The organism is Pseudoalteromonas sp. Of11M-6 (assembly GCF_022347905.1).
Classification (GTDB): Bacteria; Pseudomonadota; Gammaproteobacteria; order Enterobacterales; family Alteromonadaceae; genus Pseudoalteromonas.
Genome location: NZ_JAKRFW010000013.1, coordinates 197,908 through 223,992 on the forward strand (window position 1 = coordinate 197,908; position 26,085 = coordinate 223,992).

General features: G+C 42.8%; 20 protein-coding genes and 1 pseudogene. 7 read left to right on the forward strand and 14 right to left on the reverse strand.

All coding sequences use genetic code 11. The features are described 5' to 3' along the window. The first annotated feature begins 1 nt into the window (after position 1). A complete protein-coding gene (gene minE, locus MHN32_RS09390; protein WP_010372964.1) occupies positions 2-262 on the forward strand; it encodes a cell division topological specificity factor MinE in 261 nt (86 codons plus the stop codon). 125 nt (positions 263-387) lie between these two features. Here minE and rluF read toward each other — a convergent pair whose 3' ends face one another. The 11 genes from rluF to MHN32_RS09445 form a co-directional block, all read right to left on the reverse strand. Continuing rightward, positions 388-1,365, reverse strand: coding sequence for a 23S rRNA pseudouridine(2604) synthase RluF (gene rluF, locus MHN32_RS09395; protein WP_174169393.1), 978 nt, complete (start codon positions 1,363-1,365; stop codon positions 388-390). 65 nt (positions 1,366-1,430) lie between these two features. Continuing rightward, the gene (locus MHN32_RS09400) at positions 1,431-2,504 is read right to left on the reverse strand and encodes an ABC transporter substrate-binding protein (protein ID WP_239421589.1); all 1,074 of its coding nucleotides are present in this window, start codon (positions 2,502-2,504) and stop codon (positions 1,431-1,433) included. Beyond that, complete coding sequence (locus tag MHN32_RS09405) at positions 2,497-3,594, reverse strand: DUF418 domain-containing protein (RefSeq protein ID WP_239421590.1); 1,098 nt, start codon at positions 3,592-3,594, stop codon at positions 2,497-2,499. Before MHN32_RS09405 ends, MHN32_RS09400 begins: the two co-directional genes overlap by 8 nt. After that, on the reverse strand, positions 3,594-4,811 hold the full coding sequence (locus MHN32_RS09410; protein WP_239421591.1) for an HDOD domain-containing protein: 1,218 nt from the start codon (positions 4,809-4,811) through the stop codon (positions 3,594-3,596). The genes MHN32_RS09405 and MHN32_RS09410 overlap by 1 nt, the downstream gene beginning before the upstream one ends. A gap of 258 nt (positions 4,812-5,069) precedes the next feature. After that, a complete protein-coding gene (locus tag MHN32_RS09415; protein WP_239421592.1) occupies positions 5,070-6,605 on the reverse strand; it encodes a glycogen/starch synthase in 1,536 nt (511 codons plus the stop codon). A gap of 16 nt (positions 6,606-6,621) precedes the next feature. After that, positions 6,622-7,896, reverse strand: coding sequence for a glucose-1-phosphate adenylyltransferase (gene glgC, locus MHN32_RS09420; RefSeq protein WP_010372983.1), 1,275 nt, complete (start codon positions 7,894-7,896; stop codon positions 6,622-6,624). 32 nt (positions 7,897-7,928) lie between these two features. After that, positions 7,929-10,412, reverse strand: a complete 2,484-nt coding sequence (locus tag MHN32_RS09425) for a glycogen/starch/alpha-glucan phosphorylase (protein WP_227387910.1) — start codon at positions 10,410-10,412, stop codon at positions 7,929-7,931. Then, the gene (glgX, locus tag MHN32_RS09430) at positions 10,405-12,456 is read right to left on the reverse strand and encodes a glycogen debranching protein GlgX (RefSeq protein ID WP_227387909.1); all 2,052 of its coding nucleotides are present in this window, start codon (positions 12,454-12,456) and stop codon (positions 10,405-10,407) included. The genes MHN32_RS09425 and glgX overlap by 8 nt, the downstream gene beginning before the upstream one ends. Continuing rightward, positions 12,450-14,690 (reverse strand): 1,4-alpha-glucan branching protein GlgB, encoded by a 2,241-nt coding sequence (glgB, locus tag MHN32_RS09435; protein WP_239421593.1) that lies wholly within the window; start codon positions 14,688-14,690, stop codon positions 12,450-12,452. Before glgB ends, glgX begins: the two co-directional genes overlap by 7 nt. Next, positions 14,691-16,670, reverse strand: a complete 1,980-nt coding sequence (malQ, locus tag MHN32_RS09440; protein WP_239421594.1) for a 4-alpha-glucanotransferase — start codon at positions 16,668-16,670, stop codon at positions 14,691-14,693. It abuts the gene before it with no gap. Positions 16,671-16,678: 8 nt separating this feature from the next. Beyond that, positions 16,679-16,978, reverse strand: coding sequence for an isoamylase early set domain-containing protein (locus tag MHN32_RS09445; RefSeq protein WP_010372991.1), 300 nt, complete (start codon positions 16,976-16,978; stop codon positions 16,679-16,681). Positions 16,979-17,545: 567 nt separating this feature from the next. Between MHN32_RS09445 and MHN32_RS09450 the strand changes: the two genes are divergently transcribed. After that, positions 17,546-19,447 carry an EAL domain-containing protein gene (locus tag MHN32_RS09450; protein ID WP_239421595.1) on the forward strand — a complete coding sequence of 634 codons (1,902 nt, stop codon included), beginning with the start codon at positions 17,546-17,548 and terminating at the stop codon, positions 19,445-19,447. Positions 19,448-19,586: 139 nt separating this feature from the next. Here the strand turns inward: MHN32_RS09450 and MHN32_RS09455 are convergent, their stop codons facing one another. Beyond that, complete coding sequence (locus tag MHN32_RS09455) at positions 19,587-20,015, reverse strand: Lrp/AsnC family transcriptional regulator (RefSeq protein WP_239421596.1); 429 nt, start codon at positions 20,013-20,015, stop codon at positions 19,587-19,589. A 184-nt stretch (positions 20,016-20,199) separates the two neighbouring features. Between MHN32_RS09455 and MHN32_RS09460 the strand changes: the two genes are divergently transcribed. The 3 genes from MHN32_RS09460 to MHN32_RS09470 all read left to right on the forward strand — a co-directional run bounded on the left by MHN32_RS09460 (position 20,200) and on the right by MHN32_RS09470 (position 23,341). Further along, the gene (locus MHN32_RS09460) at positions 20,200-21,405 is read left to right on the forward strand and encodes an aspartate aminotransferase family protein (protein WP_174169237.1); all 1,206 of its coding nucleotides are present in this window, start codon (positions 20,200-20,202) and stop codon (positions 21,403-21,405) included. Positions 21,406-21,435: 30 nt separating this feature from the next. Then, positions 21,436-22,461: an arginine N-succinyltransferase gene (gene astA, locus MHN32_RS09465; RefSeq protein WP_010605388.1), complete on the forward strand. Its 1,026-nt coding sequence runs from the start codon at positions 21,436-21,438 to the stop codon at positions 22,459-22,461. 76 nt (positions 22,462-22,537) lie between these two features. After that, on the forward strand, positions 22,538-23,341 hold the full coding sequence (locus MHN32_RS09470) for a DUF1338 domain-containing protein (protein ID WP_239421597.1): 804 nt from the start codon (positions 22,538-22,540) through the stop codon (positions 23,339-23,341). 79 nt (positions 23,342-23,420) lie between these two features. Here MHN32_RS09470 and MHN32_RS09475 read toward each other — a convergent pair whose 3' ends face one another. After that, positions 23,421-24,311 carry a hypothetical protein gene (locus MHN32_RS09475; protein ID WP_239421598.1) on the reverse strand — a complete coding sequence of 297 codons (891 nt, stop codon included), beginning with the start codon at positions 24,309-24,311 and terminating at the stop codon, positions 23,421-23,423. A 234-nt stretch (positions 24,312-24,545) separates the two neighbouring features. On the opposite strand from MHN32_RS09475, the gene MHN32_RS09480 reads away from it, so the two are divergent. Next, entirely contained in the window at positions 24,546-24,905 is a 360-nt protein-coding gene (locus MHN32_RS09480) for a hypothetical protein (protein ID WP_206471988.1), read from the forward strand. 161 nt (positions 24,906-25,066) lie between these two features. Here the strand turns inward: MHN32_RS09480 and MHN32_RS09485 are convergent, their stop codons facing one another. Beyond that, the gene (locus MHN32_RS09485; protein WP_010605386.1) at positions 25,067-25,609 is read right to left on the reverse strand and encodes a cysteine hydrolase family protein; all 543 of its coding nucleotides are present in this window, start codon (positions 25,607-25,609) and stop codon (positions 25,067-25,069) included. Between the two features lie 228 nt (positions 25,610-25,837). Between MHN32_RS09485 and MHN32_RS09490 the strand changes: the two are divergent. Continuing rightward, a pseudogene (locus tag MHN32_RS09490) lies at positions 25,838-26,085 on the forward strand (hypothetical protein); the annotation flags it as partial.

A 26,085-nucleotide genomic window follows, 5' to 3' on the forward strand; every position in this document is an offset into this window, starting at 1 on the left:
GGTGTCATTACTAGATTATTTTCGTTCTGAGAAAAAAAATAGCGCGTCACTAGCGAAAGAGCGACTGCAAATCATCGTTGCGCACGAACGCTCAAAGCGTGGTACACCTGACTACTTACCACAGCTTAAGCAAGACATACTCGATGTTATTCGTAAATATGTGAAAGTAGATTCGGATGCTGTCAACGTCCAGTTTGAACAAAACGAGGATGACTTAGCAGTATTAGAATTGAACGTTACTCTACCTGATGATGAAAAGTAACAGTTTGAGTAAATGTGATAAGGGCTATTTCTATAGCCCTTATTTATTTCGTTTTGCCCATTCTAATTAAGCTGTCAAGGGGCTTTACATTGCCCTACTCTTTGCTGAATTGTCCGAACTTCAGATTACTTACTCTTATTTAAGGACAAAGTACCTTTGACCCTTTTTGCAGGCTTAGTATTGTGCTTTGGGCTTGACTTACGTTTGTTGTGACTGTGATTTTGTTCACCATTTCGCGTTTTTGGCTTAGACTTAACGCTATTTTGTTTGTCGAGTTCAGTTGTTCGATCTTTGCTGTTATGCGCTCGCCTATCTTGCTTTGGACGAGCAACTTCACTACTAGGCTTATCATGCTGTTTTCCCGCACCAGCCCCCGCTGATGCCTCTTGCGTTTTACTCGATGACTCTGTTGCGTGATTAATCGCTCGCATTTCGTTTTCGTTAAGGTGACGCCACTTACCAGAGCTAAGGCCAGTTAGATCGATATTCATTATCCGAATACGTTTAAGGTGTGTTACTTCAAATCCTAGATATTCACACATTCTGCGAATTTGACGATTTAAGCCTTGGGTCAATACAATGGTAAATGACTTAGCCCCGGTTTTACGAACTTTACAAGGCTTTGTGACGGTGCCAAGGATTGGAACACCAGAGGACATACGTTTTACAAAGCGCTCATCAATAGGCCTATCGACCACAACCTCATACTCTTTTTCATGGTTATTGCCGGCGCGAAGGATTTTATTGACCATATCGCCTTGGTTGGTCAAGAAAATTAATCCTTCGGATGGACGGTCTAAGCGACCAATAGGGAAAATACGCTCAGGATAGTTGATTGCACTGACAATATTGCTTCTGATTTTACGCTCGGTGGTACAAGTTACACCAACAGGTTTATTATAAGCAATAAATACAGCCTTTGGCTTTGCTTTCAGAGGCTTACCATCAATGATGATAGTGTCAGCATCAGACACTTTGGTGCCCATTTCTGGTAGAATTCCATTTACTTTGACACGACCTGAGGCGATTAAGTCATCAGCTTCTCGACGACTGCAGAATCCTGTTTCACTGATGTATTTATTGAGGCGCTTTTGCTCTGTCACGATACAACCACTTTGAGTAAAAACCCGTATTGTAATCGCTTCAACCGCTTTACACTACTGCATTTCTACTTTTGCAAACTTTTTCTTAATAGCTCAGGAGAAAAATGATACTGCTCTTTAGGCTTTCCTCTAAGACTCATTGCCTTGTAATCAATAGATTGCCAGTTTTTCGCTGACTTTATCCAGTAATAGTCAGCTAGATTTTCCTTGGTGATCACAGTTAAATCAAACGCAAGTTCAGTGTTATCCTTCCAAAAAGGGTGCCCATAATAATGATCGTACACCGAAATCAACGCCCAAGCCCCCATCATAAAGTGTCCACCAACGGATGCTTGCATCTCATTGTGTTCAATAAGGTCAAAAGTGTCAGACAACCAATCAAATCCACCAAACACTATTTGTGAGGTGCTTGATGCTGCTGCGGTGATAGCTCCCATCGCCATCAAATCTGACGCACACCAAATAAGGTTTGTTTTTGGATAGCGGTGCAACAATTTCTTAGTCTTATCAAGCGCTTGCTCTTTTGACCACCCAGCGTAGACAGTTTGCTGAACCACCACGCCAACTTCATCAAAAAAGCGCTTTGCACCGTTGCTTCTAATATCTGACTCTGTGCCATAGTGACCATTGATAGCAATAGGGTAAATTGTCTCATGACCGTTAGTTTTAGCTTGTTGGTATAGTTTCTTTGCCAGATCGTAACCAGCTTGGTCATTATCATGATGTACTTCCCCAAGCCAATACTTATAGTGTTCTTTTGGATTACCTATCGCCTGCCTTTCAGGGCCCGAAATCGTTTCTTCTAAAGTAATATGATTGATCCCATATTTTTCTAAAAGCTTTAGGCTTTCTTCGGCACCACCAGGATAATTAATGAGGATGACATAGTCGGGCGTAGCACGATAACTCAAGTATTTTTTAAGCTCAGCGAGCTGTATAATTCGGTTTCCTTCTCCATAGATCACATCTAATCTAATATCGAATTGATCCGCTGCCGCTTCTGTAATGCCTTGGACGCGCTGCCAAAATGGTTCACCAGGCACAGAAGGATTAACAAACAAGACATTTAAAGACTGTTTAGCATCAACACTAAAACACACCATCCATAGCACTACCCCAATTAGTACTTTTTTAATCATAGCGGGCTCTTCGTATTACTAGCAACTTCAATAATTTCTCAAATGGGCCTTGCTTAAACAACTTAAAATAAATAGACGCAAGGGCTAATTGAATTATAGACGCAATTACAAATGCCGAGAAATAATCCACCCGCTCCCAAGTGCTGATAGCGCTCGGGTTTATAAAGTAAAAATAGCTTACAAACACAATTGACTGGAGAAGATAAAACGAAAGCGCTAGGCGCCCAACACATTGTAAACTCCAAAGTTGACGTTTTGCACCTCGCATTGCCGCCTTAATTACAACGACATAAAACAACGCAACGGGTATCGCAAGGATCCAATCTATTCCTTCAAAAAACTCGACGCCTAGCTTACGCTCAAGAACAAAGCCTACAAATGACAAAATAATGGCTACAACGGCAAACAAATTAATTTTATGAACAGGTTCAGTACGCTCTAAATCAAACATTCCACTTCGATATAAACGCATACCAAGTAGCATTAACCCGGCGGTATACCACAAAGTAATAACCGGGATAAGCAAACTAATAATGATAAAGTACAGGCCATTAAGGGTGAGTAGTTCTAAGTAGTTTGCTGGAATTTGCTGCAAAAACTCGAGGTAGACTTCTGAAGTTCTATTTATTTGTGGTTCTGGATCAATTAATAGCAATAAGCTGATAGCAATAGAAGGGACTAAAATGAATCCTATCGCATAGCGGTTTAGCTTTTTGTCGCTCGCATCTATAAATCGTAGTGCTACAAATCCACTCAACGCATAATTAAATAAAATATCTCCAGGCCAAACCAACACGCCGTGTAACACACCGAAAACCATTAACCATGTTAGTCGATGTCTTGCAAGGCTCTGATCATCCGTCTTTGCTACCTGAATGCACAATGCCGCCCCAAATAACATGGCAAATAAGGTTCTGAATCGACCATCAAAGAAAATATTGTTAACCATTGCGAAGAACGGATCAAGATAGTGGGCAGTTTGAGCTGGTACATAACCCAACTCAAAATTGGCCATATGTACCATATTCATGGAAAGCAAGCCAAGCAGCGCGAACCCGCGGATCGCATCCATCGCAATAATTCTATTCATCAATACACACGGTTTTTATACATATCAGCCCAGTTTATCGCAGCGGCATGAAAATCAGGAAGGTTTTCGTCTTTATAGTTTAAATAACTGCACGCATTCTGCAGAGTCCACCAGCTTCCAGACTCATAGGCTCTAACGATATTTAAAATATAATATAGTGTGTTGGGTTTGCCTATCAAAGCATCATGGAGTTGCTCAGGAAAAGGTAGCTTGTTTACAACCTGCTCCATTGGCCTGTCAAGAATGGCATCAAGCAGAGAAAATAACCCTGTCATAAAGCTCATATTGGCAAGCCCTGGCGATATTTGCTGTGCGATAAGTTCACAAAACCGTGAACGAACGATAGAAAGGCGTGTTAATTCTGTCGGTTTTCCCTCGGCTACGTGGGCTGTCATAATTAAATTTACAAACTTTTTTACACGCTCGTTTCCTAAATATACCAGGGCTTGCTTTAAAGATTCGATACGACTTTTGATCGGAAATACGCCGGAATTAATAAGCCTTAGCAGTTTATACGCAAGCGCAGTGTCCTGAGCAAACAACTCGGCTAATCGCGTAATACTCATATTCGGTTTGAGTGCTTCTTCATAAATGAGCATGACTATCACATAATTGATAGTAATGTCTTTTTGCTCAATCATTTTTGGTTTTGCAAAGAAGTAGCCTTGAAAGAACTGAAATCCCATCTTTTTAGCTTGCTCGAATTCTTCTTCGGTTTCGACCTTTTCCGCAAGTAGTTTAATGTTCTTTCGCTCTTTAATCATGTCAATCACTGGCACTATAGTGTCCAGCGGGTTTTCCATGACGTCGAACTTAATCAACCTTACGAGCTTTAAGAAAGGTTCCCATTCTTTTGAGTATTCAAAATCGTCTAACGCGAGTCTAAAGTTGCTGTGAAATAAGCCTCTTATCCGCTCATAATTTTGTTTTGTTGGCGGAATAGTCTCCAATAGTTCTAAGATCACATCATTTGCTGGGAGAAACTCACACAGCTCCTGACGTAACGAGTCTGGACCAATATTAATTAGCGCTTTCTTTCCCGAAGTGAGATATCGCATGCCGAGGTTAAGTTGATTATTCATTATCAGCTTGGCTGTCGCTGCATCATCTGCAATATTTGGAAAGCTATTTTTTACACCATCGCGAAACAACAATTCGTATGCAACAACTTGTTTTTTACGATTAAATATGGCTTGGCGGGCCACAAAAACCTTCAAACAAAAACTCCTTCGTACCTAAAGTGAACAATCGCACTTTTGGTTTAGCAATTTTTAGATTTTAACCCTTTATGATGATAAAGAAAATCAACCTAAGCTATTAAGAATCAAAATAATAGCTTAAAAGATAATGCAAAATGACAAAAAAGAAAGGCCAAAGCTATCTTTTGATACCTTTGACCTAGTTTTTTGTTTAGCAACTGAGCCAATTGCTAAATACTTAACACAGATGCGAAAATTTTTTTAACTACGTTTTTTCTATCTATATAATTGTTCGCAGTATTTTTGTGCAACATCAGACCAGTCAAAGCGCTGCATACGAGCTTTCAGCCTGAGTTGTTGATATTTTTCGCAGTCTCCTATCAGATCAGCAAGCGCTAATTCAAAAATCGCAATAAACTGATTACCTTGCTCTGCGAGTGTTTCCCCTTCAAAGCAATAGCCGGTTTCATTGTGTTTTACCGTATCATATAGTCCACCCACTTTATGTACGATACAAGGTTGTCCAGCGCGCATCGCAAGCATTTGGCTGATACCACAAGGCTCAAAGGAGCTTGGCATTAAAAACAAATCACCTAATGGGTACAGTTGCTCGCCGAGTGCTTTACCATAACCATTTAAAAACAAGACATTGTTATGGCGTGCCATTACTTCGGTAAATAGCTGCTCAAGACTTGGGTCACCAGAGCCTACAATCACAATACGTGCTCCTTGGTGCTTGGCTATTTTTGCAATGTCATCGAGCACAATGCCTGATTGGGTAGGCTGTCTTAAAATAAGTGCTTTTTGATCGGTGAGACGACCAACACTTGTAATTAGCTTGCCGCTAAAGGCTTCGTCACGCCAAGCGAGTATGCGCTGATGAGCAATGTAAAACCGAGATAATACTTGGCTAGATTTTGCCATCCATTGAAACACATGCTGCTCAGCAAGCACCAAATAGTCAGCAAAAATTAGATTCTCTTCGTCACCTGACTCATCATACACACAACCGTTTAAAATACCCGCTAACCGTCCTTCATGAGACGCATGCTGCATGTCGCTTTCTAACCCTTCGCCACCAAAAAAACCAAGCTCAGGATGACTCGGGATCATCACTTCTTTGGCATAATTAGGAGAAACAACATGCACTTTGTCTGAAAGATTAATAGCCGCTCGCATCGGATTAAAGCAGTGAGGATATTTAGGATCGCAAATACTGAGCCCATCATAGGTGAGTGTCGGAAACCAAGACTCAAGGCTGGAAAAGTCATGATTAAAAGGCCGGATCCCTTGAAGCGCAAGGTTATGCACAGTATAGACTGTCCTTAGCGCCTTTAAGCGTTTGAATCTTGGACTAAACTGACGAAGTACAGCAACGACAGCAGCGTGCCAGTCATGTAGGTGTACAACATCTATCTCAGCTATCAACTCATGTTCAATAAGTTCAGCAACTGCCGCACTAAAAAACGCAAATCGATTTGCATCTGTCGCAAAGGGCTGGTGAGGATCATTACAGTAAATAGCGCCGTGATGCTCACTAAACAATGAGTGTGAAATGACATACTGAGTGACATTGTCACTTTCTTCAACAGACCAAAGAGTCGCCGTTTCTAGGTGTTGACGAAAAGGGACGGCAATATCAGCGACTAAGCTTCGATTTAAAGCAGCTTGGCCATAATCGGGTGTGACCACCGATACTTTAATGCCAAGCTGCGCCAATGCATAAGGTACGTCGCGTATTACATCTGCGACGCCCCCCACCTTACAATTTGGCAACCGATCGTTTTCGGCTGCCACTAAAATTACATGCATAGTACCTCTACATGGATCATTTATTATTTTTTTCCGCAAGCTCTGCGAGCATATCTCGGGTCACCAATACGATCCCCTTATTCGACACTCTAAAGCCATTCTCTTTGTCTAGGTCAGTATCGTAACCAATTGTCATCCCCTCTGGTATTTGACAACTGCGGTCAATGATTGCGTTTTTGATTTTGCAGTTACGCCCGATTTTGGCACCAGGCAACACAACGGCTCCTTCAATTTCACAATACGAGTGAACATGCACATTGGAAAACAGCAATGAACGCTTAACTTTAGAACCAGAAATAATACAGCCACCAGAAACCGTCGAGTCTACGGCCATACCGCGTCTATCATCATCATCAAATATAAATTTAGCTGGTGGTAGCTGTTCCTGATAAGTCCAAATTGGCCAATGAGGATCATAGAGATCAAGTTGTGGTTCAGGAGAAACCAGCTCCATATTTGCTTCCCAGAATGAATCAAGCGTCCCTACATCTCGCCAATACGGCTGCCCTTCATGTGATGGGTCGCAAAATGGATACGCATATACATTATGCTCTTCTATGATGGATGGGATAATATCATGACCAAAGTCACGACCAGATCCTTCTCGTTCCGCATCCTTTTTTAACTGCTCGAATAAAAACTCAGTGTTAAACACATAGTTCCCCATAGACGCCAAACATACACCTGGCTTTCCAGGGATTGACGTCGGATCTACCGGCTTTTCATCAAAGCGACGCACACGGTTGCTTTCATCCACGGTCATTACACCAAACGTTTTCGCTGCTTCTTCACAAGGCACTTCAATACAACATACGGTCATATCTGCACCTGTCTCAACGTGCTTTGCAAGTAAGCCACCGTAATCCATTCTGTAAACATGATCACCCGATAAGATCATAACGTATTTGGGAAGCTCATGACGAATAATATCCATATTCTGGAAAACTGCATCTGCTGTGCCGCAGTACCACTCATCACCATATCGCTGTGATGCTGGCAATATTTCTACAGATTCTCCAAGTTCCTTTTTAAAGTGTCCCCATGCGCGATTAACATGGCGAATAAGGGAGTGCGACTTATACTGCGTGGCAATACCAACCCGTCGGATCCCTGAGTTAATGCAGTTAGACAGTGGGAAATCGATAATTCGATGTTTGCCGCCAAAATAAACAGCGGGTTTCGCTCGCCAATTGGTGAGCTCGTGAAGGCGCGAACCTCTTCCACCCGCAAGTATTAAAGCATATGTTTCTCGAGTGAGGGTACTAATATAACGATTCGCATAATTAGGCATGATTTCTTCTCTCCATAACTTTTTTGCGGTGACTACTGCATTGGGCTCAAGCGCCAAATATCATCGCTGTAATCTTGAATTGTTCTATCGCTAGAAAATTTTCCACTTGCTGCGGTATTGAGAATACTCATGCGCAGCCAATGTTCCTTGTCTTTATATGCTTGAGCCGCATGCTCCTGGCTCTCAACATAGGAAGGAAAATCTTGTGCCACTAACCAAGGATCGGTACTACTCTTAATTGAGTTGATTACGTCATCAAAGATATTAGGCTCAAATAGGTTAAAGTGACCACTTTCGAGCAAAGCCATAACACGTTTAAGGTCATTGTTGCTTTCTATTATCTTAAGGGGCTGATAATTTTGGCGCACTTGCTGTGCTTGTTCAGCAGTTACACCAAATAAGTAAAAGTTGTCTGCACCAACGCATTCTCGTATTTCAATATTTGCACCATCTAAAGTACCTATGGTGATCGCGCCATTCATCATAAACTTCATGTTGCCTGTGCCAGACGCTTCTTTTCCAGCGGTTGAAATTTGCTCTGATAAGTCTGTTGCAGGACAAATCACTTCCATTTTTGAGACATTGTAATTGGGCATGAAAGCCACTCGAAGATAGGGCCTCGCCGCGGGGTCATTGTTGATAACATTGGCAACATTATTTATTAATTTAATGATCTTCTTCGCCATGTAATAACCGGGTGCAGCCTTACCTCCAAACAGTACGCAACGAGGAATAAGCTCTGCCACATCGCCACGACAGATCCGATCGTAAAGATGGATAACGTGCAATACGTTAAGCAACTGACGCTTGTATTCATGAATACGTTTGACCTGAACATCAAACATCATAGTTGGGTCAAACTCTACCTGACATTCATGAGCAATTAGCTCAGCAAGACGTTGTTTGTTGTTTTGTTTGACTGTTAACCATTGCTTTTGGAAGGCGTGGTTATCGTAAAAACGACGTAGTTCACTAATTTTAGAAAAATCAGCTTGCCACCCGTCGCCAATTTTATCGCTAATCAATCGTGCCAGTTCTGGATTACAATGCGATAACCAGCGCCTTGGCGTCACACCGTTGGTTTTATTATTAAACTTCTCTGGGCACAGTTGATAGAAATCGTTAAACAAGCCAGCTTTTAATAACTCGGTATGAAGTGCAGCAACACCATTGACAGAATAACTACCTACAATCGCAAGATACGCCATGCGAATTTGAGGATGGCTAGACTCCTCAATGAGTGACAGCGCGCGCTGCTTTTCGATATCACCGGGCCATTTAAGTGCAACTTCCGACAAAAAGCGGGCATTGATCTCATAGATAATTTCTAGCAACCTTGGTAACAAGCGCTCAAATAAACTCACAGACCAGCGCTCTAATGCTTCAGGCAATAAAGTATGATTGGTATATGCCATGGTTGATGTCGTTATCTTCCACGCGGCATCCCATTCCAGCTCGTAATCGTCTAATAAAATACGCATTAGCTCAGCTACGGCAATACTGGGATGGGTATCATTGAGTTGGAATACGTGATAATCCGCAAAATCACTGAAATCATCGCCATATTGCTCAACCCAAGTTGCAATCACGTCTTGCAAGCTCGCGCTGGATAAAAAGTACTGCTGCCTTAATCTCAGTTCTTTGCCATTTTCACTGGCATCATTGGGATACAGGACCATCGTTATCTGCTCAGCGAGATTCTTCTTCGCCACTGCTTCTGAATAACTACCGGCGTTAAATTCGTTAAGGTCAAACTCATCGGTTGCCTCTGATTTCCATAGTCTTAATGTGTTTACCACCTCATTACGATATCCAGGCACAGGAACATCGTAAGGCACCGCGAGAATATCTTGAGTATCAAGCCACTCACGATGCTGCCTACCATTTTTGTCAGTATGTACTTCAACATGACCAAAAAACTTAACTCTGCGGGCTTGTTCTGGTGCGGCAAGCTCCCATGGATGACCTTCACGGAGCCAATTATCTGGCTGTTCTACTTGGTGACCCTGTTCACAGGTTTGGTTAAACATCCCAAACTCGTAACGCAAACCGTAACCAACAACAGGAAGGGCTAATGAAGCACAGCTATCCAAAAAGCAGGCTGCAAGGCGGCCTAAACCACCATTACCAAGACCTGCATCATGTTCAGCCTGCGCGACTTCTTCAAGCTCAGTACAGTATTCTTGTAATGCCGCTTGAACTTGTTCTTCTAAGTCTAGATTTAACACCGCATTAGACAGTGCTCTACCCATTAAAAATTCCAACGAAAGGTAAGCTGCTTTGCGCGTCTTTTTACTCTTAATGTGCTCTTTGGTTGCTCGGCAACGGGCGACTAATCGGTCACGAATAGTCAAAGCTAATGCATGGTACAAATACAGTCGCGACTCTCCTACTTTGTCTCGACCTAAGGTGTAGTAAAAGTGACGAGTCAAATCATCACTCAAGGTGTTTTCATCTATCTTTGGTGCATCTTGCCAATGTTTTACCACGCATACTGGCGCACTTTTATTAGCCATGCTTTTCATCCCCTTTGATTGATGTAAATATCCATGCTGACTTAGCTGGAACCTGTAAATAAGAATCTAACTCTGGTCGATGCGGCTCAACCGCGGTGGTGATTGCTTGCTGCCAATGAGATGAAAACGCACTAAATGGCAGCTTTATTTGCAATGCACTTTCACTGGCGTTCAGTATTATCAATAAGCTTTGCCCTAACTGCTGATCGGTGATGGTGTAACTCAACCATTTGCGGCTCGGCTCTCGCCATTGTTCAGGCGATAACGGCTTTGCTTGTTCATTAAACCAATTCACCGCAAAACGACTGTCACTGTCATGGACATAAAATGAGTGAGAAAACGCGGCAAATTGCTTACGAAGTGCAAGTAAATCTTGGATAAAAAAAGTTAACGTGTGGTGTTGCTGGTGGTTTTTCCATGCCAGCCAGCTAGTGCAGTTGTCTTGGCAGTAAGCATTATTGTTGCCACTTTGCGTATGTGCCATTTCGGTTCCCGCACAAATCATCGGGATCCCTTTGGATAAAAACAAAGTGAGTAATGCATTTTTCTGCATACTGAGACGCAATTCATTGATTTGAGGGTCTGCACTGAACCCTTCTACCCCACAATTAAATGAAAAGTTTTCACTGTGGCCGTCTCTATTTGCCTCACCGTTTGCTTCATTGTGTTTATGCTCGTAAGCCGTCCAATCAAACAATGAGAAGCCGTCATGACTGGTAAGAAAATTTATGGAGTTCAAAGGACCCCGTAAGTTATGTTCAAACAGATCACTGGAGCCATGAATACGCATCGCAAGCTCTGGCAATACTCCCTCATCACCACGCCAGAAGCGTCTAACGGTATCTCGATATTTATCATTCCACTCACGCCAAGGAGAAGGAAATTGTCCAAGTTGATACCCACCAGGACCAATATCCCAAGGCTCGGCAATCAGTTTTACTTTGCTAAGCACTGGGTCTTGATGGATCGCTTGCAAAAATGCATGTTGATTTGAAAATCCCGAGGCTTGACGAGCAAGGATCGTCGCCAAATCAAAGCGAAAACCGTCCACCCCCATGTATTCCACCCAATAGCGCAAGCTGTCCAAGACAAGTCTTAATACCACTGGATTCGAGATATTCATTGTGTTTCCACAGCCGGTGTCATTAATGTAGACATTGGGCTTACTCGGCAAGGTACTGTAATAAGTCAGGTTATCAAACCCTTTAAAGCTAATTGTCGGGCCATCCAAACCACCTTCCGCAGTATGGTTAAACACCACATCCAAAATAACCTCAATGCCGGCTTGATGGAGTCGCTCTACCATTACCTTAAATTCGTTGATGTCGTCGTTAACGAGATAACTTTTGTGTGGCGTAAAAAAGTTGAGGCTGTTATATCCCCAATAATTTTTTAGTCCTTTGGTCGTAAGAAATTGCTCGTTGATAAACGCATGCACAGGTAGCAGCTCAATCGCAGTAACACCAATATGCTTGAGGTGATCGATAAAGGTTTGTTCAGCAATCCCTAAATATTTTCCTTGGTGTTTAGTTGGAATATCTGGGTGCCTAACAGTTGCCCCTTTAACATGACATTCATAGATCACCGTTTTACTCCACGGAGTCTTCGGTCGCTTCCCTTGATACTTCTCAATCGCCGTCACTTTACTCTTTGGCATATCACAGGCGTTATCAGATGGGTTTAAATGGCCTACTGGCAAATGGCAAAAATGCCGTTCACTCCAAGTAAACTCACCGAAAAAGTCGCGACAATATGGGTCTAAGAGTAACTTATTAGCATTGAAAAGCAGCCCTTTTTCCGCACTATACTCTCCGTCTACACGATAGCCATATAAGTCTCCGACTTGTGCTCCCTCGATAAACAGTGACCAATTTCCGCCCTCATGCCGAAACATCCCTATCCGATTCACTTCGCTATGGCCGCTTTTGTCGAACAGACACAGGGTTACGCGTTTTGCTTTCGGTGCATAAACACAAAAGTTAACGCCTTTATCACTGGCCGTTGCACCCAATAATTGATGATCGCCGCGATAACTGGTTAGCATGTGCCACCAGAGATCAGTTGCAAATACACGGTTGCCAAAGGCGGAACGGTTATATCGATACTTTGCTCAAGGCCATGGCTTGCTATGCTTTTCGATTCAATGAGTTGTTGTTTATGTGCAACGACTCCAACGCCGCTCCCCCAAAATGCTTTGTCATCCGTGTTTAAGACAACTTGATACACACCCGCTGACGGCACGCCTAAGCGGAATTGAAAATGGGTTTGTGGCGTAAAGTTTGCTATCACCACCAGCGGTGTAACACCATCTCGTCCATAGCGTACAAAACTATATATGCTTTGCTCCGCATTCCCACCATCAATCCAATTAAATCCTGTTGATTTGTTATCGCACTCGAATAATTGCGGCGTTGATTTATAGGTCGTATTGAGCGCTTTGACACACTCATACACGCCTTGGTGCGCTTCACTTTCAAGCAATTTCCAGTTGAGTTGTTGGTTATGATCCCACTCCTCTCGGGGGGCAAGTTCAGCGCCCATGAACAGCAACTTTTTACCTGGGTGGGCAAACATAAAGCCATAGTAAGCACGTAAATTAGCGAATTGCTGCCAATCGTCTCCTGGCATTTTGCTCAGTAGCGCACCTTTGCCATGTACCACTTCATCGTGACTTAATGGCAATATGTAATTTTCAGAATAGGCATACACCATCGAAAAGGTCATTTCATGGTGATGGTACTTGCGATGAATTGGGTCTTTGGACATATAGTTTAGCGTGTCATTCATCCACCCCATATTCCACTTATAACCAAAACCCAAACCATCGTGTTCAACACTGCGGGTAACACCGGGCCAAGCTGTGGATTCTTCAGCGACCATCATTATACCTTCATCAACGCCATAACATTTGGTATTGACTGATTTGAGGCATTCTATTGCACCTAGATTTTCACGGCCACCATATTGATTTGGCACCCATTCCCCATGCTTACGGCTGTAATCCAAATAAAGCATCGATGCCACAGCATCCACCCTTAAGCCATCGATGGCGTATTCTTTTATCCAATACATCGCATTCGACAACAAAAAGCTTTTTACTTCAGCGCGGTCGTAGTTAAAAATATAGGTGTTCCAATCTGGATGAAACCCTTGCCGCTTATCAGCATGTTCGAATAGGTGTGTGCCATCAAATTTATGTAAACCATGGGGATCTGATGGGAAATGTCCCGGTACCCAGTCGATAAGTAATCCGAGCTCTTCACGATGACAGCACTCAACGAAGTAAGCAAAATCCTCAACGCCACCAAAGCGACTGGTTGGCGAGAATAACCCCACCGGTTGGTAACCCCAGGAGCCATCAAAAGGATATTCACTGATAGGCATCAGTTGCAAATGAGTAAACCCCAGTACCTTTACATAGGGGATAAGGTCGTCCGCTAACTCTCGATACGTAAGATAGCGATTACCTTCTTCCTCTCGGCGTTTCCAAGAGCCCAAATGCACCTCATAAATACTAATGGGTGCATTGATTTTATTACGCAGCGCCTTTTTATCATGATCTGCTTGGCTCAATGTGAAAGCGGCTGGTCGAGCCTGAGTTATACTCGCCGTGCCCGGTGCTTGTTCCATTTTAAATGCAAAGGGGTCGGCCTTTTCTATGCGCTCACCCTCAAATGTAGTAATTGCAAATTTATAGCAGCAGTCTACCTCCAGTGCCGGAATAAAAAGCTCCCATACACCACTGGCTGGGTGTAATCGCATTGGATGCTGCACGGCCTGCCAATGGTTAAACTCACCTATCACAGAAACAGACAACGCATTTGGCGCCCAAACACCAAAGCGAAACCCAATTACACCCTCTATTTCTACTTGATGTGCTCCTAAATGCACATAAGCTTGGGCTTGTGTTCCTTCATTGAATAAGTACAAGGCATCATCAGCCAAGCAACTTTCAAAACTATATACATCCCTCGCAGTGACGGTTTGCTCTGGGTAGTGCACTTCAAGCAGGTAATCTTTGCTGATGTCATCCGCTTTAAAATCTAATGTGAATAGCGCACTTTTGCGAAACCGTTCAAGCCCATAGCTGCTATTGTTGGTAAGCACCTTAACTTCTGTCGCACCTGGAATAAAACAGCGCACGACTGAGCGCTTCGCATCTAGCTGGTGTAGCCCTAAGAAGGCAAATGGGTCGCGACACTTACCGGCTTCCAAAGCGGCTAATTGACTGATGTAGTCATCTACTTGGGCGTCTTCTATTTTTGCTCTTGTATTCATCTATTCTTTCCTGCTGGTTACCGCATCTCGGATCAGCGGCCGAGAACTTGCAATAATTTCCGCTGATGTCTGATTAAGTCGCCTTCTCCAGTTTGGATACTCTTGGTCAGTACCAGGAATATTCACTGGTAACTTCTGTTCGTCGAGGTCATCAAACTGAATTGTCAGCATTTTTGCAGGCGACTTGGCGAGCACATTGATAAGCGACTGATACACATCACGGGCTTCGCTCGCAAGGCTGACACTTACCTCACCATAGCGACTAAGCCAATGACAAAGCTTCTCTCGCTCGGATGTTCGCTCTTCATCCGCTTTTGTTAGTTGGGGTTCGCTCAATAACTGATATTCGCGTTTCAACCTAAGGTCATCATGGCTCCACCAGCCAAAAAATGGCGGGACGTCATGGTTAGCAACCATGAGTAACGCATTGTGCTTATAGTGCGTAGGTGCTAAAAACTGACCGTGATAATCCTTCTCGAAGTAAAAAAGAATATTGCTGTATATATGAGACTCAGACATTGCTTCTTTGATTTCGATTGGAACAACCCCTAAGTCTTCACCAATGATCATTACTTGATGTTTGACAGACTCAATTTTGAGGATCGCTAAAAGGTACTCAAATGGATAATATACATAGCAACCTGTTTGCTGCTGATCTTGATAAAAGCACCACCACAACCTTCTTAGGCCCATCACATGGTCAATTCTTAATGCCCCAACACCGGTGATGTTCGCTTGGATCAGCTGTTTAAAAAATGCAAAGCGCTGCGCTTTTAACTTAACGGGGTTTAACGCTGGTAACCCCCAGTTTTGACCGAGCTCTGCCCAAGGGTCTGGAGGCGCGCCCACGCGAGCATGTGCGGCATACAAACTTTTATTGCTGTTGTATTCACTTGAGCCGTCAGCACAACCAACGGCTAAATCATTGATTAAACCTACAGCCATACCGGCATTCAGTGCCGAAGACTGGCATTGCGTTAATTGTTCAAACGCAAGCCATTGTATAAATTTAGCGAAGTCATCGTCCTCAAATGCCTTAAGCTCTTGCTGCTTAACCTGGCAAAATCGAGTAAAGTCTGCACGCCACGCTCCAGTTTGTTCACACAATAACTGCCACGCAAAACGTAACGCGTTAAGCTTACTTTCCATACAGTGAGTCATATCAAGATATGTCGCGTTCAAGTTACTCTTTGAGACGTCTAGATAGTCGGCGAACACACTCACATCTAAGCCAAATTGTTCACACAAAAGCTCGATAGAAATGTAAAAAGGGTGCAGTAGGCGGCGGTCATTTGGGCTGTACGGGCTCGCTTTTTCTGGTTCATCAACAAACAACAAATGCAGTGGGTTTAACAAAATGTAGTCAACCCCTTCAGCTGCGCTAGCCTCAACTAATTGCTTTAGCTCATAAAAATCCGCACTTAGCTTGCTGCCAGCAGGCTTTAACGAATATAGCTGAATAGACAATCCAAGGAGCTTTTTATGTTGTTCAATCGGGTCATAACACTGTCTAGGCGTCACCCAAAGTTCTGTCCCAAACCGCGCACCATTTAACATTACCTCAGCGCTATGATAACCGACTTCAATCGCGTTTATTGGCACTTCAAGTTGAACATAACGTGTATCTTGATAGCGGTAATCCCCAATCGCTACTTGCTTGTTTGGATCGCAAACACAGCAATAACCCAATGCGGGGATCGACACAGTTAATTCGTTAATTTGCAGGCCGGCATCCACTCTTATCGTAATAGTTGGCATCTCTTTGCAAACCAAAGTAATGGCTTCAACTGGTGTTAACCACTTAGCAATATCCAACTCAAAGTTGAGCGTATTTATTTCATCTAGATTGCTGACATCAACACCGCACTCCTGCAATGCCTGTAGGCGAATTTGGTGATCAAATACCACATGATCACCCGTGTATTTATGGTACTCATAACCAATACCATAGAGATAAAGAAGCTGGGCAATGTTGTCCATTTATAATGTTACGCTCTCGCTGTGGACACAACACTGTTGTCTTCTCCAAAGCCGTTGGGCACATAATCATCTGCTTGATGATCGTTGTCCCAAACTTCACCATCAATCAAATATCTGAAGTGGTAATCTTTGTCGGTTGGTAAACGGTGTTTGAGCTTAAACGCACTGTCTTTTTTGATGAATTTCATCGGCTCAGGTTGCCAATCATTAAAATCACCAGCAAGTTCCACCGTTTTCGCTTCTGGGTGTGAAAATGAAAATGTAATTTCTGCTTCGTCTTTTGTTTTGAAAAACCGTTTAGTGAGCATATAACCCCCATTTACCTTTTGTGAGTCCTTATTTCACAGTGACGTACGCTAATACTGCAAACGACTGGTAACTGTGTACGATTTATGTCGAGCATATTGAGATTTAAGCGAAATTAAATTTTAATTAGCTGGCAACTCACCGTTCGCTTTAAAAATCAACAGCCCTAAGTACAGCAAACAAATATTGAGTTTGTATGACAGTACAAATTTGGTGCAATTTTGCACCGCTTTGGCGCAATCTAAATCAGATAAGCAGTGATTTCAGTTTGCTATGAGTTCCTTGCAATCACTGAGCCAATCACATTAAGAGTCAACAAGAAAGCTAGTTAAGAATGGTTATCATGTAAAGTGAATTTAACTAATAATTGATCCCGCTCATATAAAGCAGTCTGCAAAGTGAAATTTTTAGTACTTTTGCACGATGAAGTTTGCAACTGAATGCTAAAGTGTGTAAAAAACTAGGTTAGCAACTATAATTTCAGATTACATTTTTTGCGATGAAGATCGCATCTGCGTACTATTACTCCGTAATATGCAAGAGTCTGAATTACTAAGGAAAGCCTATTCATGCCAAACGCGATAAGACTAACAAGTACCCTACTTCTGGGCACAATATTTGTTGTCATATTGCTGCATCTGTCTTTTAAGGCCCACGTGCTTGAGCTGATCGCTACAACCCCGATAAATGAGCACCTTACAGTATCAATGATATCACCTTGGTATTCCCCACTTCTGCACGGTTTGAGCTTTGCAGCAAGCGGAAACCACACTTATGTTGCAGTAGAATCAACTCTCGGAATACCCAAATATCTGGATGTAAGTACAGTTTGGTATGCCGTATTTACTTCTCCAATCACTCTCATTTCAATTGCAACTTTACTCGCGATTGTTGCGTATCTTTTTAAATCAGAGCGCCGCTACCGTAATCAAGATGAAGATATAAGCGAGGTGAATAAGGACGTTGGAGGAATATTGATGCGTTTAGAGGTTGATAGTGCGCCACTGCACCATAAGTCCTCTCTTGCCAAACTCAGCCATGCGATCCACGACTTGTCTAGCCATCTTGCACGCGTAAAACGCAATTCAGAGTCTCAAATTTTTCAAGACAAGCTCACAAAGCTTATAGATAGACATGCATATATTGACCATATTGAGGCAAAGTTAAAGCAAGCTGAGTTGGCGCAACAAAAATGTGGCCTGCTATTTATTGATTTGGACGGCTTTAAGCAGGTCAACGATTCCTTTGGCCACAGTTTTGGCGACGAAATTCTGATCCAAGTTGCTGCTCGGCTCTCAAAAGTGGTTCGCCAATATGGTTTAGAAGATTGCCACCCTATTCATGGCCTTGAACAAAACCTCTCAAGACTCGGCGGCGATGAATTTTCGCTATTTATTCCCAAATTAAGCAATCCAAGTTTGTGCACAGAAATCGCGCAGTCCATTCTTAGTGATATAGAGCGTGATTTCTTGCTTGGCAATAAGCTTGTCAAAATTGGAGCAAGTATCGGCATCGCGGTATACCCAGATAGTGCAGCAACACCAAACTCATTACTGCAGATGGCTGATGTTGCCATGTATAGAGCAAAAACGGATGGTCGTGGAATTTTTAAAGTTTATTCCCCCGAAATGGGGTCGAAAATGCGACGTTATCACTACCTCTTAGAAGAGTTACGACTCGCTATCTCTGCGCAAAGCTTTTATCTGTCATTCCAACCGATAGTGCATGTTGAAGATTGTGCTATCGACTATTTTGAGGCGCTTATTCGTTGGAACCACCCGATAGAAGGGCAGATTCCACCGGCCGAATTTATTCCAATTGCAGAAGAGTCAAATTTAATTTTAGAGCTTGGTGATTGGATCCTACTTGAGTCGTGTAGGCAAATGTGTGCATGGCATAATGCAGGGATGAAAAAGGTAAAAATCTCGGTCAATGTTTCTGGAATACAATTAAAGCACAGAAAAGTCTTTGAATGGGTAAATGCTGCCCTAGAAAAAACCGGTTTACCAGCTACTGCTTTGATGTTGGAAATCACAGAGTCCACTCTTATCAAGGCCAGCAATGAAACGATTTCACAATTACAACAATGCCGAGATGCAGGAATAAGTGTCGCGATTGATGACTTTGGAACAGGCTTTAGCTCGCTAAGCACCCTCGCCGATTTACCCATTGATGTGATAAAAATCGATAAACTGTTTATCACTCAAGCCAATAGCAACCCCAAGTACCGTAAGATCCTCAATTCCATCAGCGAACTTGGACAACAGTTAGAATTAAAGATTGTTGCCGAGGGCGTTGAACAAACCGAACAATTTGAGCTAGTTAAAAACTTAGGAATTAGCTGTGTACAGGGGTACTTAGTTAGCCGGCCTGAAAGCTCAAATAATGTGGGTAGCAAAGTGTTAAATGGCAATGTGAATCACATCGCAGCCACCGGCACCAGCATTTGGTTACCAGAGCAAGTTGGGTAGCTGCTGTTAATAGTTAAGCGAAAAAAGTTAGCTACATACAGCACCTTGCACGCTAGGAAACCTATTATGCTAAAAGTGGGGTGCTTGGCAAATCGTGATGAACGCCCACAGTATTTAATCTGAACCAAGGCAAGGTTATTTATCGCTTAAATTTGGTTTCTAGGATAACCGATGAATTGGTACGCTCAATCCCCTCTAAATTACCAATTTCATCTAGCAGATGGCTCAACTGCTCCAAACTCTGTGCTTCAACAATGGCAATCAAGTCATATTCCCCACTAATGGCATAAAGCGCAGAAACATTTGGCAACTGCTGCAATGCTAAATTCGCCTTTGTAGTGAGTTTTTGTTTTACCTTAATAGAAACGTGTGCAGATACTAAATCGTCCATATACTGCTCCGCGAACTCTACGCGATATCCTTTAATTACGTCATTTTGCTCTAATTTTGCGATACGATTTTGTACTGTGGTTCTGGAAAGGTCTAACTTACGTGCCAACTCAGAGATGCTCTCTCGTGCATTATTACGCAACAGTGCAATGAGCTTTTCGTCTTGTGAACTAATCATTTTGCAATTTAATCATGTTAATTTGACATAAATGATAGCAAATATGTGAATTATTGCACTGCAAATTATTACAAAAGCGCGTAATAATGAAGAAATAGCAAGTTGGCTGCGAGCAGAACAACAAGTAATCAGCTTCTGCTCGACAGTAATACCGCACAATGATAACAATTTAGGAGAAAGCGTCATGCAAGCAAATCGCGAATTATTCGATGAAGTCATGGTTCCAAACTACAACCCGTCAGCCGTTATTCCAGTTAAAGGCCAAGGCTCTCGCGTATGGGATCAGACAGGTAGAGAGTTCATCGATTTTGCAGGCGGTATCGCCGTAAACTGTCTAGGCCATTGTCATCCAGCACTAGTCTCTGCACTTAAAGAGCAAGGCGAAAAGATTTGGCACTTATCAAATGTGATGACCAACGAGCCGGCGCTTCGCCTTGCCAAAAAGTTAACTGATGCAACATTCGCAGAAAAAGTCTATTTCGCAAACTCAGGCGCCGAAGCAAACGAGGCGGCACTTAAACTTGCGCGTCGTTGGGCACTGGATAAATTTGGTGCAGAAAAAACGCAAATTATCGCATTCAACAAAGGCTTTCATGGTCGTACTTTCTTCACGGTAACGGTTGGTGGTCAAGCAGCCTATTCAGATGGCTTTGGTCCAAAACCTGCTGATATCACTCATATCGACTATAACGATTTAGCTGCGTTTGAAAAAACAATCTCAGACAATACTTGCGCAGTTATGATGGAACCGCTTCAAGGTGAAGGCGGGATCATTTCTCCAAATGCTGAGTTTGTCCAAGCTGTGCGCGAACTATGTGATAAGCACAACGCGCTACTTATTTTTGATGAAGTACAAACGGGTGTTGGCCGAACTGGTGATCTATATGCTTATCAAGGACTGGGTGTAACACCTGATATCCTAACTAGCGCAAAAGCACTAGGTGGCGGTTTCCCGATTGGCGCGATGCTTACTACCACTGAAATTGCAGCTCACCTTAAAGTAGGCACCCATGGCTCAACTTATGGTGGTAATCCACTAGCCTGCGCGGTAGCGGAAGCTGCATTTGACACCGTAAATACAGAATCGGTGTTAGCTGGCGTAAAAGCCAAAGAACAACTATTCAGAGATGGCCTAAATGCTATTAACGACAAATACAATGTATTTTCTGAAGTGCGCGGTAAAGGTCTTCTTCTTGGTGCAGTGCTCAATGATAAATTTGAAGGCCGTGCACGCGACTTCCTAGTAGCAAGTGCAGAGCACGGTTTAATGTCATTAGTTGCTGGTACTAACGTAGTTCGTTTTACGCCTTCCCTTGTGATCACTGATGAAGAGATCCAAGAAGGTCTAGCACGCTTTGAACAAGCGGTTGCTGCAGTAGTAAACGGCTAAGGAGCTGGGGACCTCGGTCTCCTCTTTCTCATGTTAGTATTAAGACCAATACAAAAAACTGACTTCGACGCGCTAAAAACCATTGCGGTTGAATCTGGCCATGGGTTTACCTCACTGCCAGTAGATGACGAATTGTTGTCTAATAAAATTAACCGCTCGGTTGAAAGCTTTGCAAAGTCAGTATCAAAACCATACGACGAAGGCTATTTATTCGTTCTTGAAGACACACAAACGGGCGAAATTATAGGTACCACTGCGATTGAAGCCGCGGTCGGTATGTCAGTGCCTTTATATCACTATCATCTTGGTAAAACAGTACATCACTCAAGAACTTTGGGTGTCTATAATACCGTCGATATTCTGTCGATGTGTAACGACTACACTGGAAGCTCTGAGATCTGCACGCTATTTTTACGTGAAGGTCATCGTCAAGGCTTCGCTGGTCGCTTTCTTTCAAGAAGTCGTTTCTTATTTATGGCAGAACATGCAGAACGCTTTAGCGACACCGTTATTGCGGAAATGCGTGGTGTAAGTGACGAACATGGCCATTCGCCATTTTGGCAGTGGCTGCAAGAACACTTTTTTAGCATTGAATTTCCGCAAGCAGATCACTTGGTCGGTCTCGGGGACAAAGTTTTTATTTGTGAACTTATGCCCAAGTATCCCATCTATGCAAACCTACTAAGTCCAGAAGCACAAGCTGTGATAGGTAAAGTGCACGAGAAAACCAAGCCTGCTTTGCGTTTATTACAAAAAGAAGGGTTTGAACACCGTGGCTATGTTGACTTGTTCGACGCAGGTCCAACGGTAGAAGCCAAACTAGACAACATTAGAACGGTTAGAGAGTCGTTTAAAGGTGAGGTTGAAATAGTCGCTTCACTACCTGACAAGCTCCCTAATCTTGCTATTTCAAATGGTCGATTAGACGCGTTTAAAGCCACGTTTACCGATCAGGCTTATCTGTGCGAAGCGGAAGAAAAAATTCAGCTGACCGTAGAGGTAGCCAATGCGCTTGATGTCACTCAAGGTGAACTGATAAACGCATTTAAACTATAGATTTCAATGTCGTGCTGATACCAATTGGTATAAAGTTTAACAAGCTGTCACCAAGACAAAAAATTAGGAAACCATTATGCACAACAACGTAGATACACTATTTGAACACCTGTGGGACAACTACCTAGAAGTAACACCTTCTGCAGTTAAAGTTCATGAACTACTCGGCTCAACGCAAAAAGACGACGTGATCAATGACCACATCGCATTGCGTACTTTTAATATTGAAAAAGTAGGTCTAGAAAAGCTCGCTGCACATTTTAAAGCAGTAGGTTACACAGAATGTGGCGAATACCACTTTGAAGCGAAAAAGCTATATGCCAAGCACTATGAACACCGAGATCCAACGAAACCAAAGGTGTTTATCTCTGAGCTGCTCGTTGAAAAATGTTCAGAAGAACTACAAGCTATCGTTAAAGACATGGTTGAGCAAATCGACGAGTCTGCAGTAACAGCTGAAAACTTCCTGTATTCTGGCACCCACTGGCGCGTTTCTCACGAGACATACAAAAAACTACTGGCTGAGAGCGAGTATGCCGCATGGATGTCTGCATGGGGTTACCGCGCTAACCACTTTACGGTAAGCATCAACTACCTGAAGAACTTCACCACAATTGAAGCTGTAAACCAAGCGCTCAAAGACAACGGTTTTGAACTAAACACCTCTGGCGGCGAGATCAAAGGCTCTCCAAAAGTGTTACTAGAACAATCTTCGACGCTTGCTGATCATCAAAACGTACAGTTTAACGATGGTGAATTTAGCATTCCAAGCTGCTTCTATGAGTTTGCTCTGCGTTATGCCAAGCCTGACGGCGAGATCTATACTGGTTTTGTTGCAGCTTCTGCTGACAAAATCTTTGAAAGTACTAACGCAAGATAATCGCGTTTAAAATCAGTGCTTGCCTAAGCACTCTGCCCAAATTGTAAAGCAGCCTTTATGGCTGCTTTTTTAGTTAATATTAGCCACAGCTCCAATCAAACTCGCGGTTTACCAAATCAAGCATACCTATCCCTCCGCCAAAGTTATGCCCACCTAAGATCTCTTCGAATTCGATGTAGTAAGGTGTAAGAAAATCTGGGATCCCTTGACCGTTTAAACTCGTCCCACCTAAATGGTTTGGCGAAACACTCTCTAACCACTCAGGGTCGCCTTCGTACGGGTCAATATAACCTGTATCTTCATATTCGTTGGGCACCTTGCCTGCATTAGGATCACTAGGGTTGGCAATAAGCACAATTGCACGGTTAAAACTCACTGCTTCTGGGGGAATTCCACCAAGCTCGCGATATATTTGGTATTCTTCAGCTGGCAAACTGAGGTACTGGGAATAGTTCATTTTCCAAAAGCAACTCGCCCCACCCTCGACTAGCCATCCAGGGACGCAAACATCATCTTCAAAATGCCGTTCAATAATGGTTGGCGGTGAACAGAGCTCGCCGTAAAACTCAGCTTCACTAAGCAGGAGCGTTGCGTAATAACAATCTAGCGTATCCGCTGCAAACTTACAGCTAGGATGAACCGTTTGCATCGCCTGCCAAAAGGGTTTGAATAGCGGTTCATCTGGCGACTGCTCGGCAAATAACGCCTCTTCTAACCCTTCAATATATTCGGGCCCGCCATCATTGTGATCAACCGCGATTGCAAAAAAGCTAACCGCATACGCATTCTCATCAGTGCGATAACCCTCTGGCAATTTTAGTGTAAAGCTGTGTTTTAGCGGGTAGCCGGTATGTGGGTCCAGCGGCCATTGATTGGCTTTAATTCCGGGGGGCAAACCAAATACCCAGCCATCAAAGCGTGTTTTATCGTCAATGGATTGTTTCAATATTTCGATATTATAAGCATTCATTACTATCTCCTTATTAAATAACGTTGCTTACTCGTAAGTTAGGGCCTGTTTATCTTTCAAGTTTGTTTTTGCAGCAGCAAAGAACAACAGACCCTAGTATAAAAGTATTAACCCCACAATTGAAATAGGTACTTAGACTTTTTACAGTGTTTGAGACACTTAAAAATATTGTTTATATTCATTACCTGTTGTTGAAAAATCAGTAGTGAAGATGATTAGACAAGGATAATAGTTATGAATTATTTTGGAACGTTTGGTTCAACTGAAAAAGAGGCGCTTCGCCTTCTCATGCCAGTTGTCGACAATGCTTTGAAAGCGCATGAGAGAGGAAACTATCAAGCATATTTATCTGTAATAACCGCCGACTTAGCCAAAAAGGTTTCTGAGGAGGGATTTTTACGGGCATACCATGAAATCGCGCCGCAGCTTGGCCGCTTAAAATCCAAAACCTTGTTAGCGTCTCTTCGAAGAGGTCAGGATCCAATGCTGATATTTGCAGCGAAATACGAGAACACACAGGACGATATCGTAATTAATATCACATTTAAAAACGCGACTACCCCTCCTTTAATTGCATGGATGTGGATTGAATAGTCCTTTGGTTCAAAGACTTAGATCAAAACTTATAGGAGGACCATTTCCGGTTTGCTTCACACTTGTGTAATAACATGTATAACCCTTAACAGCCGGTTATTAGGACGAGTAAGTGAAAACAGTGACAGGAAATGGTAATCCCTCAACAAAATTAGACTGTATCAGTCACCTAAAGCAATAATTTTGGCAGTAGACACCGCGGATATTTTCACTCCAAAACTGGAGATACTTGGCAGTGTGGCATTATGATGTATTCTTATTTGTTCACCTGACATGTGCTTTTTGCAATGTGTGGTATGGGCATCCGCCACTAATGTAACTGCATAACCCAAACCCGCGGCTCGCCGACTCGTTGTATCAACACAAAACTCTGTAGCATAACCACAAACATAAATATGTTGAGCTCCATGTTCTTCAAGTATGTTAGACAGATTTGTGTTTAAAAATGAATCTGGGGTGGTTTTACGCACGAACTGATCATTGGCGTCAACTTGAAGTACTGATTGTAATTGCCAACCTTCACTACCATACTCAATCGCAGTACCGTTTTGCTCATGTTGAATATAGATAACTGGCATGCCTTGCTTTCGAGCCCAATCTGTCACTAAGTTAATTTGGCTTAACACCTCTTCACTTGCATACGGTTTGGGCTCTGGGTCGAATAAAAGACTCTGTACATCAATTACCAATACTGCAGATTTCATAGCATACTCTTTTTGGGCATAATCTTGCTTATAAATTAAAAAGCCGCCAACAGCTTGAACAGCATTCATTCTTTCAAGGGTTGTAGTGCCCAAGCAATATAAATCACAAGCGTTATATTGTCATTTTAATATTTATACATTGGTCTTACTGCCACATTGGCTATGTTTCAATACAGCTAAACAAGTTATGATAAATGTGTATGCAAAGACCTTGTGGATAGCACACTTATGGACAAGATTGATCACCAGATATTAACCCCTTTAACGGCATTACTATGCTTGGTCATAAGCGGTTGTGACGACCTAGGCCAACAAATAGACGCGCTTACTGGCGAGCAAGACAAACAAGTGCAAACACTAATTGAGCGCACTAAAGACCAAATGGTGTTTGTTGAAGGCGGCAGCTTTATGATGGGCGATGGTGGAGGTCCTAATAACTTGCCTTGGACCATAGCTCGCGATAATAAGCCCGCTCA